General features: G+C 75.6%; 10 protein-coding genes and 1 pseudogene. 6 read left to right on the forward strand and 5 right to left on the reverse strand.

Annotated features, from left to right (window positions below; all coding sequences use genetic code 11):
• Nucleotides 1-239: 239 nt before the first annotated feature.
• On the reverse strand, nt 240-371 hold the full coding sequence (locus tag ACIQOW_RS37285) for a hypothetical protein (protein WP_262987117.1): 132 nt from the start codon (nt 369-371) through the stop codon (nt 240-242).
• Nucleotides 372-585: 214 nt separating this feature from the next.
• Here ACIQOW_RS37285 and ACIQOW_RS37290 point away from each other — a divergent pair, with 214 nt between their 5' ends.
• Together ACIQOW_RS37290 and ACIQOW_RS37295 are read left to right on the forward strand one after the other, a co-directional pair.
• Entirely contained in the window at nt 586-3888 is a 3303-nt protein-coding gene (locus tag ACIQOW_RS37290; protein ID WP_401092276.1) for a lantibiotic dehydratase, read from the forward strand.
• On the forward strand, nt 3885-5072 hold the full coding sequence (locus tag ACIQOW_RS37295) for a lanthionine synthetase LanC family protein (RefSeq protein ID WP_401092277.1): 1188 nt from the start codon (nt 3885-3887) through the stop codon (nt 5070-5072). The genes ACIQOW_RS37290 and ACIQOW_RS37295 overlap by 4 nt, the downstream gene beginning before the upstream one ends.
• A 291-nt stretch (nt 5073-5363) precedes the next feature.
• Here the strand turns inward: ACIQOW_RS37295 and ACIQOW_RS37300 are convergent, their stop codons facing one another.
• The 4 genes from ACIQOW_RS37300 to ACIQOW_RS37315 form a co-directional block, all read right to left on the reverse strand.
• The gene (locus tag ACIQOW_RS37300) at nt 5364-7733 is read right to left on the reverse strand and encodes a hypothetical protein (protein ID WP_401092278.1); all 2370 of its coding nucleotides are present in this window, start codon (nt 7731-7733) and stop codon (nt 5364-5366) included.
• Nucleotides 7669-8730, reverse strand: coding sequence for a patatin-like phospholipase family protein (locus tag ACIQOW_RS37305; protein WP_401092279.1), 1062 nt, complete (start codon nt 8728-8730; stop codon nt 7669-7671). The genes ACIQOW_RS37300 and ACIQOW_RS37305 overlap by 65 nt, the downstream gene beginning before the upstream one ends.
• A gap of 333 nt (nt 8731-9063) precedes the next feature.
• On the reverse strand, nt 9064-9561 hold the full coding sequence (locus tag ACIQOW_RS37310) for a carbonic anhydrase (protein ID WP_188297080.1): 498 nt from the start codon (nt 9559-9561) through the stop codon (nt 9064-9066).
• Nucleotides 9562-9837: 276 nt separating this feature from the next.
• A complete protein-coding gene (locus ACIQOW_RS37315; protein WP_401092280.1) occupies nt 9838-10269 on the reverse strand; it encodes a hypothetical protein in 432 nt (143 codons plus the stop codon).
• 163 nt (nt 10270-10432) lie between these two features.
• Here ACIQOW_RS37315 and ACIQOW_RS37320 point away from each other — a divergent pair, with 163 nt between their 5' ends.
• From ACIQOW_RS37320 to ACIQOW_RS37335, 4 genes and pseudogenes are all read left to right on the forward strand, one after another.
• A complete protein-coding gene (locus tag ACIQOW_RS37320) occupies nt 10433-12610 on the forward strand; it encodes an SdrD B-like domain-containing protein (RefSeq protein ID WP_401092281.1) in 2178 nt (725 codons plus the stop codon).
• A gap of 108 nt (nt 12611-12718) precedes the next feature.
• Nucleotides 12719-13033, forward strand: a pseudogene (locus ACIQOW_RS37325) (transglutaminase family protein); the annotation flags it as partial.
• A 41-nt stretch (nt 13034-13074) separates the two neighbouring features.
• Nucleotides 13075-13326, forward strand: coding sequence for a hypothetical protein (locus tag ACIQOW_RS37330; RefSeq protein WP_401092333.1), 252 nt, complete (start codon nt 13075-13077; stop codon nt 13324-13326).
• Between the two features lie 160 nt (nt 13327-13486).
• Complete coding sequence (locus ACIQOW_RS37335) at nt 13487-14221, forward strand: hypothetical protein (protein ID WP_401092330.1); 735 nt, start codon at nt 13487-13489, stop codon at nt 14219-14221.
• Nucleotides 14222-14251 lie beyond the last annotated feature (30 nt).

The raw sequence follows: 14251 nt of genomic DNA on the forward strand, positions 1-14251 counted from the left end.
GGGGGGGGGGGGGGGGGGGGGGGGGGGGGGGGGGGGGGGGGGGGGGGGGGGGGCGGGGGGGGGGGGGGGGGGGGCGGGGGGGGGGGGGGGGGGGGGGGGGGTTGGTGGGGGCGCCCCCGCGGGGGGGGGGGCGGCCGCGGGGGCCCCCCCCCCGCCGGGCCCCCCCCCCCCCCGCGCCCGGTCGTACCCGTACTACCGCTGGATCAGACGGACCGGCCCGATCGGGCCGGTCCCGCTGGTCAGATGCAGTACGGGCGGGTGCAGGACCCCTCACACGAGACACTGAACGCCGCGTCTTCCTGCTCGCCGGTCTCGGCGGCGACGAGGTCCTGCACATCGAGGTCGAACAGCTCCTGCATGTCGGTGGCCATGAGGGCCTCCCTTCGTCGGTGCCGCGACTGGCCGCGGCGGACTGCAGCGGACGTTAGGCACTCGTGCGGAGGCCCGACAATGACCGAGCACAGCTGAATAGACGGATTCAGCCAACTGTTGATGGCTTTTGATCAAGCATGGACAGTTTTCGATCATCGGGATAGAACGACCCGACGAAGCAGCGGTACGGGCGGCACGAGGCACGGGGGCACGGTGGGGAAGAAGACGGACGCAGCACGCCAGGACACGCTCTTCACCGCGACCGGCCCCGTCCTGCTGCGCGCACCCGCGCTGGCCCGCCGGCACCGCCACGCCGCCGGGTCCGGCGGGCCCGGTGGGGACACGCCCGCGGCCCACCTCGCCGAGGCCGCCGCCGATCCGGTCCTGCGCGAGGCGATCGAGGTCTCCAGCCCCTCCCTGGCCGACCTGCTGGACCAGACCGCCACCGCCACCGAAGCCCCTCGCCCCGCCGACGCCCCTGGCTCCGCCGAGGCCCCTCGCCCGGCCGCCCTGCGCCGCGGGGCCGAGGCCGTCGGCCGCTACCGGCTGCGGATGGCCACCCGCCCCACCCCCTTCGGTCTGATGGCCGCCGTCGCGCAGGCCCGCTTCGGCACCCGCGCCGAGGTCCGCTGGGACGGCGCCGAACGCCGCGCCTTCCGCCCCGACCTCGGCTGGCTCCTCCCGCTCCTGGACCGGCTGCGCACCGACCCGCAGGTGCTGGGCACCCTGCGGCTGGCCGTCGACCAGCAGGTGGCCCTGCGCGGCGACCGGCTCGTCCTGCCGTACCTGCCCGAACGGCGCACCGCCGCGGCCGGCGCCAGGTCCGCCGCCGGCGCCGCGGACACCGGCGCGCAGCCCGTCACCGAGCGGACCGTCCGCGCCACCGCCGTCGTCCGCGCCGCCGTCCGCCACGCCGCCCGCCCCCTGTGCCACGCGGACCTGCTCGCCGCGCTGGCCGCGGACTTCCCCGCCGCCCCGGCCGAGGCGATCGCCGCGCTCGTGCGCACGCTGGTCGCCCAGGGCTTCCTGCTGACCGACCTGACACCCCCGCCGGACAGCACCGACCTGCTCGGTCACGTCCTCGACCGGCTGCCCGACGGCCACCCCGTGGGCGCCGAACTCGCCGCCGTACGAGACCTGCTGGCGCAGGCCTCCGCGCTGCCGCGCGGGCAGGCCACCGCCGTGCTGCGCGAGGCGCGCCGGCGGATGACCGGCCTCGCGCCCGCCGACCGGCCGCTGCACGCCGACCTCGCGCTGGACGCCGAGGTGGTCCTGCCCGCGCGGGTCCGTACCGAACTGGAGCACACCGCCACCGTGCTGTGGCGGCTCTCCCCGCCGGCCACCGCCCCCGAGCACCTGCGCGCCTACCACGCGGAGTTCGTCGAGCGGTACGGCACCGACAGCCCCGTCCCGCTCACCGAAGTGCTCGACCCCGACACCGGCCTCGGCCCGCCCGCCGGCTACCGGCGCCCGGCCGGTGCCCGCGGCGCGGCCAACCCGCGGCCCACCCGCGCCCGCACCGACGCCGACGCGGCCCGCGACCGGGTGCTGGCCGAACTCGCCACCGGCGCCCTCGCCGACCGTGAGCCCGGCGCCCCGCTGCCCGAGGTCGTCCTCGACGACGACCTGCTCGCCCGGCTGGTCCCGTCGCAGGAGGAGCCGGGCGGCGCCGCCGACACCCCGCCGGCCTCCCTGGAGCTGTACGCCGAACTCGCCGCCGACTCCCTCGACGCCCTGGACGCCGGGCGGTTCCGCCTCGTGATCTCCCCGACGGCCGGCAGCGACCGCGCCGGTGCCACCTTCGGCCGCTTCGCCGCCCACCTCGCCGGTGCGGGCGCGGACGGCGGCGTCCTGCTCGCCGCCGCCGGCGCCTCCCCCACCGGTACTCCTGACGCCGGTGAAGTCCTGGACGCCCACCTGGAGTTCACCCCCTACCGCCCCCGCCACGCCAACATCGCCCTCACCCCCCGCTGGCTCGGCCACCGCGTCGCCGTCAGCGCCTTCCCCGACCCCGGCGGCCCCGCCGCCCTCCCGCTGGACGACCTCGTCGTCCTCGCCGACACCGAACGCCTCTCCGTCCACTCCCGCAGCCTCGGCCGCGAGATCCGCGCCACCGCCCACCACGCGCTCAACCTGCGCACCGGCGCCCCCAACGCGGCCCGCTTCCTCCAGGAGGTGGCGCTCACCGGCCAACGCCCCTGGCAGCCCTGGGACTGGGGCGCCGCCGCCAGCGCCCCCGCCCTGCCCCGCGTCCGCCGCGGCCGGGTCGTCCTCGCCCCCGCCACCTGGCGCCTCACCGCTCCCGTCCCCTCCGCCGACACCCCGTACGAGCAGTGGGCCGACGGCCTCGCCCGCTGGCGCCGCCGCTGGGGCGTCCCGGCCGCCGTGCGCCTGCTCAGCGGCGACCAGCGGATCAGCCTCGACCTCGACGACCCCTGGCACCGCCGCCTCCTGCACAGCCAGTCCCGCTCCGCCCGGCCCACCGTGCTCCAGGAGGACCTCACCGGCGACGGCGGCCTCACCGGGGACGGCGACGGCGACGGCGGCTGGCTGCGCGGCCCCGGCGGCGCCCACAGCGCCGAACTCGTCGTCCCGCTGCGCCGCGCCGCCCGCCCGTCGGCCCCGGCCCGCCCCGCGGCGCACCGGCCACTGCCCGCGCCCCACCCCCGTACCCCCGAACTCCCCGGCGGCCCCTGGCTGTTCGCCCGCATCGCCGCCGCCGAGGCCCGCCACGACGAGATCCTCGCCGACCACCTGCCCCGCCTGATCGCCGCCCTGCCCGGCGACGTGGACCGCTGGTTCTTCATCCGCTACCGGGACCCGGCCCCCCACCTGCGCCTGCGTTTCCACGGCACCCCGCCCGCCCTCGCCGCCGGCCTGCTGCCCATCCTCCACGACTGGGCGCACGACCTGCGCCGCGCCGGCCTCGCCGCCGACCTGCGTCTGGACGGCTACACCCCCGAGACCGACCGCTACGGCGGCCCCGACGCCCTGGCCCACGCCGAGCGCGTCTTCCACGCCGACAGCCTGGTCGCCCTCGCCGCCCTGCGCCTGGCCCGCGCCGCCCGCACCACGCCCGGGGAACTGCTCGCCGCCGTCAACCTCACCGCCACCGCCCAGGACTTCCTCACGGCCCGCCCCACCCCGCCACCCGTCGGCACCTGGATCGCCGCCACCTACCCCAAGTCCGAGCCCCACCACCAGGCCTTCCGCGCCCACCGGGGCACGGCCCTGCGCGCCATCGGCCCGGACGGCCCCACCACGCCCGCCGGCGGCCTGCTGCCCGCCGACCCCGATCTCACCGCCGCGTGGCAGCAGCGCGCCGCCCGACTCGCCCACTACGCCCCCCGCCTCACCCCGCCCTGCGCCGGACCGGCGCTCGCCTCCCTCCTCCACATGGGCCACAACCGCCTCGTCGGCATCGACCGCGAAGCCGAACGCCGCGCCTACGCCATCGCCCGCGGCACCCTCGAAGCGCACCGCACCCGCCCCACCACCCCGAGCGAGGGCCGATGACCCCCACCGAAGCCCTGCGGGCGGTCACCGCCCAGCTCACCGGCCCCGCCGAGCCCGGGTCCGTCCCCACCCCCGGGCTCGGGGCCGGCCGCAGTGGTGCGGCGCTCGCCCTCGCCGTGCTGGCCGGGGAGGACCCGGCGCTGCGCCGGGCCGCGCACGGACAGCTCGCGGACGCGGCGCGGGCGCCCGGCGCGATGCGCGGGGGCGGCCTCTACTCCGGTGCCGCCGCGGTGGCCTTCGCCGCCCGCGTCATGGCGCGGGCCCCCGGCGAGTACCGGGGGCTGCTGGACGCGCTGGTGCCCCGGGTCGGCGAGTCCGCCGCCGGGCGGGTGGCCGCACTGCGGGCCGATCTGGCGGCGGGGACGGGCCTGCGGGCGCACACCTTCGACGTGGTCTCGGGGGCGTCGGGTCTGGGCCGGCTGCTGCTGGCCCTGGAACCGGACGGGCCCGCGCTGGCCGGAGTGCTGGCCGCCCTGGTGGAAATGGCCGCACCGGCCGGCGGGGCGCTGCCGCGCTGGTGGACGGCGGGCGGCCCCGGGCTTCCCGGCGCGGACTCCGGCCACCCCCGCGGTCACGTCAACCTCGGTCTGGCGCACGGGATTCCGGGCCCTCTCGCGCTGCTGGCCCTGGCCCGGCTGCGGGACGTACGGGTGCCCGGCCAGGACGAGGCGATCGAGGCGCTGGCGCTCTGGCTCGCCGCCCGCGGGATGCCCGCCGGCGGCTGGCCGATGACGGTGCGCGTCGAGGACGTGGAGGAGGGCCGGCCGCCCGCCGACGCGCCGACCCGGGCGGCCTGGTGCTACGGCACCCCGGGCGCGGCCCGGGCGCTCTTCCTCGCCGGCACCGCGCTGGGCCGCGACGACTGGCGGACCACCGCCGTCACCGCGCTCACGGACGCCCTGGCCGGGCCCGCCGCATGGCACCTGGCCGGCGCCGGGCTCTGCCACGGCACCGGCGGCCTGCTGCGGATCGTCCAGCGCATGGCCGAGGACTCCGGTTCCGCGGCCCTGGCCGCCCACCTGCCCGCCCTCGCCGCGGCCACCGCCCGCGACCTCGCCGCCGCCCTCGCCGCCGGCGAGCCCGCCACCCTCCTGGAGGGCACCGCCGGCGCGGCCCTGGCCCTCCACGCGCACGCCCACCCCGGCGCCGCCGCGGGCTGGGACGCCTTCCTCCTCCTCGGCTGAGCCCGCTGCCAGCCGCCAGCCGTCAGAGTCAGCGGTCAGCTCAGGACGGCGAGTTCGGCCACCACGGCGCGGTGGTCGCTGCGCGGCAGGGCGTGCTCGGTGACGTCGACGGCGGTCAGCGCGGGCCCGTGCAGGACGTGGTCGATCTGGATCACGGCCGGGACGCGGTAGTCGGGGTGGTCCTGGGGCCAGGTCGGGAAGAGGCCCGCGCCGAGTTCCTCGTGGGTGTCGGTCAGGCCGGTGGCGATCAGGTCGCGCGGAACCCGCCCCGCCCGTCATCGGCGAGCGGCGTCACCGGCCGCCGAGGCGGCCGATCCGTTCGGCGGTCAGACAGGCGCGCACGATGGCCACCCGGACCAGCGGGCCGCCGAGGCCGCACTTGATGACGTAGAAGAGGATGAGGTTGGTCGAGGTGACCGCCAGCGCGTACACGTAGACGTCGTGCAGGAGTCCCAGGTAGAGCAGGGTGCCGACGGTGAGGACCGCGACCGCGTAGAACATCGAGGTCGGCGACCACTGGGTGAACGCCGCCAGACCGGTGATCTTGCTGTCGTCCTCGGGCACCGTGGTCAGCCCGAGCCGCCGGGAGCGCGCGATGACGGCGCGGACGTACGCCAGGGTGAGGAGGTTGGCGAGCCAGGTGAGGATCTGTCCGATCGCCGAGTTGACGGGCCACCAGCGCGGTTCGACCAGGGTGATGGCCAGCACCAGGCCGCACGGGACCACCGCCATGATCCGCATGATGGTCTCGGTGGCCAGGGCGAGCCTGCTCAACGAGCCGGCCCTGCGGCCGATGGCGAGCGGTGTCAGGCCGGAGAACAGCATCTGGTAGTACTTCGGGGCGGCGATGGCGTAGGACAGCCCGACCATGCGGGCCGGAAGGTTGGCCCGCCAGTCCGGCACGGTGTAGTCGGAGTGCCGCCACGAGTCGACGACCGGCAGGCCTTCACGGTCGCCGCCCAGGTGCTGGACCAGCTCGATCAGCCGGTTGTCCCAGGACAGGTTCAGGTCGCGGAACAGCCAGGTCAGGACGGCGAAGTTGGTGAGCGCCCACACCAGGGCCGACAGCAGCGACCAGCCGAGCAGCCAGGTGGCCAGCGGTGGCCGGCTGCCGGTCGCCGACGGGGTACCGCTTCGCCTGCGGCCGCGCCACAGCCGCCACTCCCGGCCGGGGTCGCCCGCCAGCGGCCGGGCCAGCTCGCGCAGCGCCCGCCACCCGGTTTCGACCCGCAGCTCGCCGCTGTCGCGCTCGGCGGCCCGGACCAGTTCGAGTTCGGCGAGGAAGCCCTCCTTCAGCCTGGCGTAGGAGAAGTCCCGCCGCTCCGGATCGGAGAAGATCAGCAACCGCCGCTCCGGGACGGCGTCGACCAGGTCCTCCAGGAACCGGGCCAGCTGCGGGGCCCGCATGTAGAAGACGTCCGGCACCACCCGCTCGGTGCTCTCCACCCCGGTGCCGAACAGCATCAGCAGCCGGCCCAGCGAGTAGAGGTCGGCCCGCAGGATGTGGCCGTCGCCGGACCGCACCTCGGGCGCGATGTACGAGGACGCCACGCCGGTGGCGCCGGTGATGGTGTGCGTGTACAGGTAGTTCCGGCCGAGGTCGACCAGCCGGAAGGTCCCGTCGGCGGCCGAGACGATGATGTTGGACGGCGAGAGGTCCGCGTGGACGCCGCCCGGCCCGCCGTGCAACGGGTTGTCCGCGGCGACCTGCTGAAGCTCCGCCAGCGCGTCGAACAGCTTCGACCCCTGCTCGCGGAGCCGGTCCAGACTCAGCCGCAGCTCGCCCGCGGGCCGGCCGGCGGCCTCGGCCCGGACGGTCTCGGCGAGGGTGCTGCCCTCGATGAACTCCATCATGATCCAGGTGTCGAAGCTGGCCCACACCCGCACCAGGTGCCGCAGGCCCTGAGCAGCCGACCCGTAGGTCCGCGCGTACTCCCGGGTCGCCTTGGCCAGGGTCTCGATCCGGGTGAACGGGTAGAGGACCAGCTTCAGCGCGAAGTCGGGGCGGGCCCCGTGCACCGCCCCGGTGGTGCTCCCGCGGAGGATCACGGACGTGCTGCCGTGACGGTGGAAGCGCAGGTTCGGGGCCATCGCCCGCCACTCCCGGACCGCCTGCTCGCTCTCCGGGGCGGGACGGCGCCCGGCGGCGGGCTCGGGGCTGTAGACGGCCGACACCACCCGGCCGACCTCCTCGTCCGCGGCGAGCACACCGCAGACCGCCGGGCAGTCGTGGGTGAGGGCACTCGCGTCCGCACCGCCCGCCGGGTCCGCGGCCGGAAGGCGGGAACGCTGCGCCTCGGACTCGGCCAGGCCGATCAGCGTCAGCAGGAACAGCCCCGTGAACCCGAAGACGTCGGCGCAGTCCTGCCTGAACGCTTCGCCCTGCTCCCGGTAGCCGGCGCACCAGGCCGTCAGACGGGCGATCACGGCCGTCCGTGAGCCGAGCCCGAAACGGGTGTCGAACGAGCGCTCGTCCACCGGTATGTCCTGCAGCACCCGCCGCCAGGCGGCTTGCCGGCCGGCGAGCCGCCTGGCGCCCTCCGGCCCGGCCGGCGACAGGCCCAGCGCCGATCGCAGGGAGGCCGTCCGGTCCTGGCTATAGCCCGTCAGGTCGCGCAGGGCCGCGAGCACCGGATCGAGTGCCACTCCTTGGGGCGCCATTCGCGGTCTCCACCACCGTCAGCCGGGGTATGGCATGGATGCGGCCCTGGGCGATCATCGCGGTGGGTCGGTTCTCCAACGCGCAGAAGGCCGTCTCGTAGGCCGTGCGGGCATGTTCGAGCAGCAGGTGCCGGTCCATCTCGTGCCGCTTCAGTTCCGGCATCCAGGGCAGCGGAGCGAGGTCCAGCACGTGCGGCCCGACCCCGCCGGACGAGTGCCGCTCACCGCGCAGCCACTCCTGGTCCCGGTACTTCTGCCGGATCGCCGCCAGGTAGCCGCGTCCCAGTCCGGTACGGAGCCGTTCGAGGTGCAGGTAGGTGAAGCGGTGCATCGGGGACACGCTTCCGCCGACGCGCTCGCGCATCGGACGGGTGCTCAGCGAGAGCACGTGCGTACAGCCGTCGTCGAGCGCGAGCCGGAACGGGAGCGCCGTGAGCACGCCGCCGTCCACCGCCCGTCTCCCGTCGGAGGTGCGCGCGGTGCCCGGGACCGCGATCGGCAGCCAGGCGGAGGCGCGCAGCGCCGTCTTGAGTTCCTCCTTGGAGGAGAAGTCGCGCAGCACGACCGTTCGCAGGGCGTCGACATCGGTGACCGGAACGGCCAGCCGGGCCGGAGAGTCGATCACCGCCGCGTAGTCCAGCGGTTTGACCCGTTCCATGACGTGCTCGAAGGAGTAGTCGAGATTCAGAATGGGCTTTCGCTGCAAGGCCCTGGAAAAGTCGACGAACCTGCGTGTCGTCAGGTCGTCGTAGTAGATCGAGAGCGAATACCAGGTGTTCCCCGCAAGGAAGTAGGCGCCGTTGATCCCGCCCGCCGAACACCCGTAGACCACGTCGAAGGCGTTCTTGAAGCCGTGATCCTCCAACTGGCACAGCATGGCGGCCGACACCACCCCGCGCATGCCCCCGCCCTCGACCGCGAGCGCGACCCGCGCACCGTCGGCGCGGCTCCCCGGCAGGCTGCCGGAGTCGCGCCTGGCCCGCAGGATTTCGAGCACGGGATGATCGGGATCCCAATACCCTTGTCCAGATATGAACCCGTCGGTCACAGTGACGTACTGTGCCACACGCGGAACGCGCCCGGCAGTGTTTTTTCACGGGACGACGGGGCGAAGATGCGGAGCGCCGGCCACCGCTTTCGCAAGCGGGGGGCGGCAATTCCGTTTACCGAGCGGGAAACCGGGCTCGGGAATTCCTGGCGCCGAAGTCGAATGCGGAGAGGCAGCGGCGGTCGGCCGCTGGGGGAAGACCACCGCCGCCTTCCGGGCCGGCCCCCTGATGACAGGTCCTAGCCGGGCCGGACGGGCCCGCCGCACCGGGGCGCCGTCGGGTCAGAGCACGACCTCCTTGAGGAGGCCGGTGGCGACGTCGAGGACGAAGCCGCGGACGGAGTCCGTGTGCGGGACGAAGGGGCTGGTGCGGATCCGGGCGGCGGACTGCCGGACGTCCGTCTCCAGGTCGGTGAAGGCCTCGGCGGCCCACGGGGGTTTGACGCCGGTCTCCTCCCGGATCGACTCGCGGAAGGCGTCGTCGCCGAAGGTGAGCATGCCGCAGTCGGTGTGGTGGATGAGGATGATCTCCCGCGTGCCGAGCAGCCGCTGGCTGATCGCCAGCGAGCGGATGGCGTCGTCGGTCGCCACCCCGCCGGCGTTGCGGATCACGTGCGAGTCGCCTTCGGCGAGGCCGAGCGCGCCGTAGACGTTGAGCCGGGCGTCCATGCAGGCCAGGACGGCCGTGTGGCGGGCCGGCGGGAGCGGGAGCGGCCCGTCGAAGGCCGAGGCGTAGTCGGCGTTGTTGCGCAGGTAGAGGTCGGTGACGGTGTCGGTCATGGTGGACGGCTGTCCCTTCGGTGCGGTCGGATCGTGGTGGGCCGGGGCACCCGGGAGCCCCCGTCCTCGCGGACCGGTGGGTGCGCGAGGCGCGGGCGGCACGAGGCGGCGGCCGCTTCTCGGCAGCCGCTTTCGCGACGGGTGTGCCCCGGGGCGCGGCGCGGACGGGCCGCCGGTCGGAGCGACGGCGGGTCCGCGCGGCGGAGGAGGCGGGCGGCCGTCACGGCGGCGCCGTCCGGCAGGGGGCGGAACGGCGCGGCCGGACCGGCCGGGCGATCAGACGCCGACCGGACAGCCGGTGGAGTGGACGCGGCCGAAGTCGATGTGACGACGGCGGACGAGCACGGTCATGCGGGCACCGTACTGCCCGGCGGAGCCGCCCGGGCGGGAATCGCCCGTTCTCCACTCCCCCGGGTGACCGCACCCCGGGGGACGCCGGCGGCGGCACCGGGTCGGTACGGCCGGCCGGCCGCCGAACTGCCAGGTGTGCACCTCGACGTCGGCGTACCGGTCCGCCGTCAGGACGGCGTGTGCCGTCTCCGCGTCCGGCGCCGGGACCAGCACCGCCGTGCCGAGCGGCGGGGAGCCGGGACGGTCGCGGTGGTAGCAGAGGAATTCCATGATCGTGTGGTCCCGTCGGGGAGGTGGCCCGGTCGAGCGGGTTTCGCCGCCGGGGACGACGCCCACCCGGATCGGCTGCGAACTCATGAGGTCGCATCCGAACTTGATGCGATTTCCGGCGCCTTCTCCGTCACACACACCGGTGAACCTGTCCCGAAGCGGGGGCGTGGTCGGCCGGTTGCCGCTCTCCTGGGGTCCTGTCCGGATCGGGCGTCCGCCCGCCGATCACGAGAGTGGGGCCCAGGTGGGGATGAGAAGACGAAGGACGGGCGTCGCGCGGGCCGCGGTGCTCGCCGTCGCGCTGGCCGGCAGCGGGTCGCTGACGGCGCCGGAGGCGTTCCCGCAGAGCGCGGAAGGAACGGTGACGGTCCGGGTGGTCCGGGCGGTGGACGCCTCGGGGGTGTGGACGCCCGCGCTGGAACCGGGGCTGCCGGGTGTGAGGGTGACGCTCACCGGCGGGGACCGGGTCCGCGTCGAGGGCACCACGGCGGCCGACGGGACGGTGACGCTGGCACCGCCGGCGCGCAGCAGGGAGCACGGCGGCGGGTACCGGGTGCGGGTGGTGAATCCGCGGCCGGGCGTGCTGTTCCCCGCCTTCGCCTCGCGGCAGGGGCTGGACGGCGCGCCGGACCGGCTGAGCTCCAACGAGGAGTTCGTCGACCTCTCCGGCGGCGCCGACGTCTCGTACACCACGGGGCTGTGGAGCCCCGGCGACTACTGCCAGAAGAACGCGACCCTGGTGACGACCTGTCAGAACACCACCTGGCAGGGCGGTGCGCAGCGCACGCTGGTGTCGTTCCCGTACGGTGCGCGCGGCCAGGACGGGGTGGACGTGAACGTCACGGACATCGCCACCGACGCGCAGACCGGCACGCTGTTCGGCATCGCGTGGAACCGGGCCGACCGGCGGGTGTTCTCCTCGGCGGCGGCCAAGCGCACCACGGGGTACGGGCCCGGTGGCGCCGGCGGGATCTACGTGACGGACCTGGCGCGGAAGCGGACCACGCTGTTCGCCACCGTCCCGGACGCCGGGGGCACGGCGCACGGGCCGGGGGCGGACGAGGCGTTCCTGGCGGTGCCGGGCAGGGAGAGCCTCGGCGGGCTGAGGGTGACGGACGACGGCAGGGACCTGTTCGTCGTCAACCTCAACGACCGCCGGCTGTACCGCTACGACGCCACGGCGGCGACCGCGTCGGCGCCGAAGGCCGTCTACGCCATCCCGGATCCGGGCTGTCCCGCGGCCGGGGACTGGCGTCCCTTCGGTCTGGGCCTCCAGGACGGGACCGGGTACCTCGGCGGTGTCTGCTCGGGCGAGTCGACGGGCCGGGCGTCGGACCTGCGGGCGGTCGTGCTGCCCTTCGACCCGGCCACCGGCCGGTTCCGGCAGGCCGTGCTGGACCAGCCGTTGGACTACCCGCGCCAGTCGACGGTCGGTGCGGGCCCGTGCGACGGCGCGGGCTGGTTCCCGTGGACGGACACCTACCCGGCGACGCAGAACGGGCAGGTCTGCTCCGGCTACCGCGCCCAGCCGGAGCCGGAGCTGGCCGAGGTCGGTTTCGAGACGGACGGCTCGATGCTGCTGGCCTTCCGCGACCGCCTCGCCGACCGGGCGACGGGGCAGGCGGCGGCGGGCGGCGCGGTCGGTGAGGTCCTGTCGGGCGGTGACCTGAACAAGGCCTGCGCGGCGGACGGCGGCTACGTGATGGACACCGACAACGGCTGCGGGCTCTCGCCCCGGGGCACCCGCTTCTTCGACACCAGCCGGATGGGCTTCCACCACAACGCGTCCTACGCGGGGATGGCGTTGTCCAAGGTCGAGTCCACCGTCGCGGTCTCCGGGTTCGACCCGAACAGCACGGCCTTCGGCTACGGCACGTCGTTCCTGCGGCGGGCGGACGGCGGGCAGGACCCGGTGTCCGGGCTGCGGCTCAACCCGGCGGACGTCCCCGCGCCGTTCGGCAAGGGCGCCTCGATGGGCGACCTGGAGGTGCTCTGCGACCGGGCGCCGCTCCAGATCGGCAACCGGGTCTGGTACGACGCCGGGCGCACGGGCGTCCAGCAGCCGGGCGGGCTCCCCGTGGCGGGTGCCACCGTCCACCTGTACGACGGGGCGGGCACGCTCGTCGGGACGGCGAGGACGACGGCGCGCGGCGAGTACTACTTCGACGACTCGAACGTGGACGGCGGCCTCACGCCGCGCACCGCGTACACGCTCCGGCTGGACGAGCCGGCCGACTACGCCGAGGGCGGTCCGCTGTACCGGTGGGTGCCCACCAGGCACGGCGTCGGTGACGATCCGCTCATCGACTCCGACGGCGTCGCCCCGCCGGGGGGACGATATCCCGAGCGGGCGCTGACCACCGGCGGACCGGGCGAGAACGACCACTCCCTCGACTTCGGGTTCCGGCGCTGCGGCTGCGGGCACTGACCCCGGTCGTGCGGGACGGGGCCCCGGGGCGCTTCGGTGCCCCGGGGCCCCTGTCCGAGGAGTGGAATCCCGCCCGCGGCGGACGGTGCGCGCGGCACCGTGGACGGCATGATCCTGCGACCGAAGACCGACGACCCCGCCGCCTACCTCGCGGCGGACGAGGTGATCGACCACCGGCACCCGGAGCTGCGCCGGCTGGCCGCCGAACTGGCCACGCCGGAGGCCGCGTTCCACCACGTCCGCGACCGGGTCGCCCACTCCGCGGACGCGGGCGCGTACAGCGGGGCGTTCCGCGCCTCCGGGGTGCTGGCGGCGCGCAACGCGATCTGCCACGGCAAGTCCCATCTGCTGGCCGCGCTGCTGCGGGCGCAGGGGGTGCCGGCCGGCCTGTGCTACCAGCGGCTGGCGGACGGCTCGGGCGGATTCGTGCTGCACGCCCTCAACGCCGTTCTCCTGCACGGTCGTTGGTCCCGCCTGGACGCCCGGGGAAACCGGGAGGGCTGGACGCGCGGTATGACCTGGAGCGGGAGCGGCTGGCCTGGCCGGTCCGGCCGGAGCTGGGCGAGCGGGACTACCCCGGGGTCTTCGCCGCACCGCCGGCCCCGCTGGTCCTGGCGCTCGCCCGGGCCGTGCCGGGCCGGCAGGGCTACGGCTACCTGCCGGCGGAACTGCCGGGCGAGGCGGCAGCCGGTTCGGGTGAGGCGGCGGCTCGGTAGGCTGCGGCGCGTGTTCGAGTCGTGCCCGCCGGTCAGCGGGCGGCGCACCGGCCGGCCCTGTCCGCACCTCGGGTTGCGGCGTCCGGACCACCGCCGTGAGCGGAGGCCGCGCGATTCGCATGACAGCCGCGGCCGGCTTCGCGATCATGGGCCGGTGGCCATGGAACCGGACCTTCTCAGCCTGGACATCGTCTGCCCACCGCCCGGCGAGGGAGGCACCGAGATCCGCCCGATCGTCAACGGCCGGGACCTCCTGGCCGGCCTGTCCCCCCGCGGCGGAGAGGGAGGCCCCCGGTTCGTGGGAGCAGGGCCCCGGTACCTGCTGCGCCGGACCAGGCCGCTGCGTGCCACGGCGACGCCCCACGAGGTTCGTCTCGCTGGGGCCGGGTGCGGTCTGGAGCGGTGCTGCGGTGCTCTGTACGTGACGGTCAGGCGGGACGGGGAGCAGGTCGTCTGGGCGGGCTGGCGCGACCCGGCCGATCAGGACTTCGACCTGCCGGAGCTCCGGTTCGCCGCCGATCGGTACGAGGCCGAGGTCCGGCGGGCCGAGGAGGACCGCGGCTGGAAGTGGCCGGCGGCGGTGGTCGCGACGCTGCTGGAGGCGGGGCTGAGGGAACGCGAGGACTGGCTCGCCCGGTGGGAGTGCGAGCTGGAGGCCGTCTGGGCCTCCCGCGAGGAACCGGACCGGATCAGCGTCGTCCTGCGGCATCCCCCTGGCAGGGAGGAGACGGATCTGCCCTGGGCCCAGTTCCTGATGACCCTTCCGATCTCCGCGGACGACCCGTCGGACCAGGCCGGGCGCCTCGAAGCACGGCTGACCGCGGGCGACCCCCGTGCCACGGCCGAGCTCTGCGGAGGTTCCGACCCCGACCAGGTGGGCTACCCGTGGCCGTAGCCGGCCGGCCCGGTCGGCGAATCGCCGAAC

Origin of the sequence: Kitasatospora sp. NPDC091335 (genome assembly GCF_044757205.1) — a bacterium.
In the GTDB taxonomy this organism is placed as follows: Bacteria; Actinomycetota; Actinomycetes; order Streptomycetales; family Streptomycetaceae; genus Kitasatospora.

What these genes read in the sequence shown, in the direction of transcription:
- ACIQOW_RS37285 (WP_262987117.1), bottom strand. Translation starts at nt 371, where the DNA reads ATGGCCACCGACATGCAGGAGCTGTTCGACCTCGATGTGCAGGACCTC.
- ACIQOW_RS37320 (WP_401092281.1), top strand. Translation starts at nt 10,433, where the DNA reads ATGAGAAGACGAAGGACGGGCGTCGCGCGGGCCGCGGTGCTCGCCGTC.
- ACIQOW_RS37335 (WP_401092330.1), top strand. Translation starts at nt 13,487, where the DNA reads ATGGAACCGGACCTTCTCAGCCTGGACATCGTCTGCCCACCGCCCGGC.
- ACIQOW_RS37310 (WP_188297080.1), bottom strand. Translation starts at nt 9,561, where the DNA reads ATGACCGACACCGTCACCGACCTCTACCTGCGCAACAACGCCGACTAC.
- ACIQOW_RS37315 (WP_401092280.1), bottom strand. Translation starts at nt 10,269, where the DNA reads ATGAGTTCGCAGCCGATCCGGGTGGGCGTCGTCCCCGGCGGCGAAACC.
- ACIQOW_RS37300 (WP_401092278.1), bottom strand. Translation starts at nt 7,733, where the DNA reads ATGGCGCCCCAAGGAGTGGCACTCGATCCGGTGCTCGCGGCCCTGCGC.
- ACIQOW_RS37295 (WP_401092277.1), top strand. Translation starts at nt 3,885, where the DNA reads ATGACCCCCACCGAAGCCCTGCGGGCGGTCACCGCCCAGCTCACCGGC.